Genomic DNA, 2,136 nt, shown 5'->3' on the forward strand with positions numbered 1-2,136 from the left:
GCGCTGATCGGCGAGGGTCGCCAGATCCGTCACCTGAATGCCGTAGATGCGCTCCATCACCAGCACTTTCGGCCGGCACCAGTCCCAATAGACTTGTGGCACGTAGAGCAGCGGCGAACCTTCGAAGTTGCGCTTCAACTGGCTGGCGTTGGCCGCCTCGCGCAGCAGGTCGAGTTCGTCGTAGATGGTTTTTTCGTAGTCCTGCACCACGTCGACCGGGTGCAGCAGACGCGCGTCGGCCGAGAGCTTTTCAGCGGCGCGGGCGAGGATGAACAGCCACGCCAGATCCTGCGCAATGATCGGTCTCAGGCCCGGGCGGATCACTTTAACCACCACTTCTTCGCCGGTTTTCAACTGCGCGGCATGCACCTGCGCCACCGACGCCGAGGCCAGCGGTTCGACGTCGAAACGGCTGAACACGTCGCTGATTTTCTTGCCGAGCTGTTCTTCGATCAGCTTGATCGACAGCTGCGAATCGAACGGCGGCACGCGATCCTGCAAGCGCATCAGTTCATCGGCGATGTCTTCCGGCAGCAGGTCGCGGCGGGTCGAGAGAATCTGCCCGAACTTGATGAAAATCGGCCCGAGATCCTGCAACGCCAGACGCAAACGCGCGCCCCGGCTCAGATCCAGCGGCTTGCGCGGGAACCAGCGCCACGGCAGCACATAGCGCAGCGCCAGGAGGAACCAGGGCAGCGGCAGATCGAACAGCAGGTCATCGAGACGGTAGCGGATCACGACGCGCTGGATGCGCAACAGACGGCGGACGGCAAGCAGCTTCATGCGTTATCGCTTGGGTCGAGGGATCGGGAAAGGCGCTCGAAGCGCGCCTCGAGACGTTCCAGATCAAGTTTGATCCGGTCCAGTTCACTGAACCGCGCTTCGGCTTCGCGCTGCCCGACGAGGGTGCGCGATTCTTCAGCGAGGTATTCGGCGAGGTTCTGGTTGAGGCTGGCAAATCCTTGTTGATACCAGCGCGCGCGGCTGCGCAAGTGACCGCCAATCAATTGCGTGGCGACCGGGCCGAGCCAGCGCGAGAGTTCGTACTCCCAGTCCAGCTCAAGGTCTTGCAGCACGCCGGCCAGCTCCAGCAGCACGCCGCTGTCGCCATCGAGCTCGACTTCCGGGGCGTGCAGCACCGCGGTCTTGTCTTTGCTCACGGCCAGTTTGATCAGGCTCGAAGCCGGCGCACGCAGGGTGCAGTCGACACCGGTTTCCCAGTGCGAGGCCAGCATCAGACCTTCGTCGCTCGGCAAAATGAACAGTTGCAGCGCCGGGCTGCGGCAGTCGACGGCAATCACTTTGCCGGTCAAATGCGCCAGCCGCGGCAGCGCCGTGCTGTCGAGACGCAGCACCCGGTTGAGGCCGAGTTCAACGCTGGCGAGCAGCCCGGTAAGTAACATCAGGGCTTGATGCCACGGTGCAGGGCGACGATCCCTGCGGTCATGTTGTGATAGGTCACGCGGTCGAAACCGGCGTCGACCATCATCGACTTCAACGTTTCCTGATTCGGGTGCATGCGGATCGATTCGGCCAGGTAGCGATAGCTTTCCGAGTCGTTGGTGATCAGCTTGCCCATCAGCGGCATGAAGGCGAACGAGTAGGCGTCGTAGGCTTTCGACATCAGCGCGTTGGTCGGCTTGGAGAATTCCAGCACCAGCAGACGACCGCCAGGCTTGAGCACGCGCAGCATCGAGCGCAGCGCGTCTTCTTTGTGCGTCACGTTGCGCAGGCCGAAGGCGATGGTCACGCAGTCGAAATGGTTGTCCGGGAACGGCAGCTTTTCGGCATCCGCCTGAACAAATTCGACGTTGCCGGCGACACCCAGATCCAGCAGGCGGTCACGACCGACCTTGAGCATGGATTCGTTGATGTCAGCCAAAACCACCTGACCGGTCGGGCCGACCAGGTGCGAGAACTTTTTGGTCAGGTCGCCGGTACCGCCGGCGATGTCCAGCACGCGGTTACCGCTGCGCACGCCCGACAGTTCGATCGCGAAACGCTTCCACAAACGGTGCATGCCGCCCGACAGAAGGTCGTTCATCAGGTCGTACTTGGCGGCTACCGAGTGGAAAACCTCAGCGACTTTTTCCGCTTTCTGGCTTTCCGGAACTTCGCTGACTTCGCCCATCGGCG

Annotated in this window: 3 protein-coding genes; all 3 read right to left on the reverse strand. The window is 62.1% G+C overall.

The genetic code is table 11. From position 1 onward, the window contains the following. On the reverse strand, positions 1 to 783 hold a 783-nt coding region (locus ACIP1X_RS28710), incomplete at its 3' end, for an AarF/UbiB family protein (RefSeq protein WP_400755955.1). Further along, complete coding sequence (locus ACIP1X_RS28715) at positions 780 to 1,403, reverse strand: SCP2 domain-containing protein (protein WP_064117077.1); 624 nt, start codon at positions 1,401 to 1,403, stop codon at positions 780 to 782. The genes ACIP1X_RS28710 and ACIP1X_RS28715, both read right to left, overlap by 4 nt. After that, positions 1,403 to 2,131 (reverse strand): bifunctional demethylmenaquinone methyltransferase/2-methoxy-6-polyprenyl-1,4-benzoquinol methylase UbiE, encoded by a 729-nt coding sequence (gene ubiE, locus ACIP1X_RS28720; protein WP_400755956.1) that lies wholly within the window; start codon positions 2,129 to 2,131, stop codon positions 1,403 to 1,405. The genes ACIP1X_RS28715 and ubiE overlap by 1 nt, the downstream gene beginning before the upstream one ends. Positions 2,132 to 2,136 lie beyond the last annotated feature (5 nt).

The sequence above is a fragment of the Pseudomonas sp. NPDC088885 genome, assembly GCF_044750025.1.
In the GTDB taxonomy this organism is placed as follows: domain Bacteria; phylum Pseudomonadota; class Gammaproteobacteria; order Pseudomonadales; family Pseudomonadaceae; genus Aquipseudomonas; species Aquipseudomonas rustica.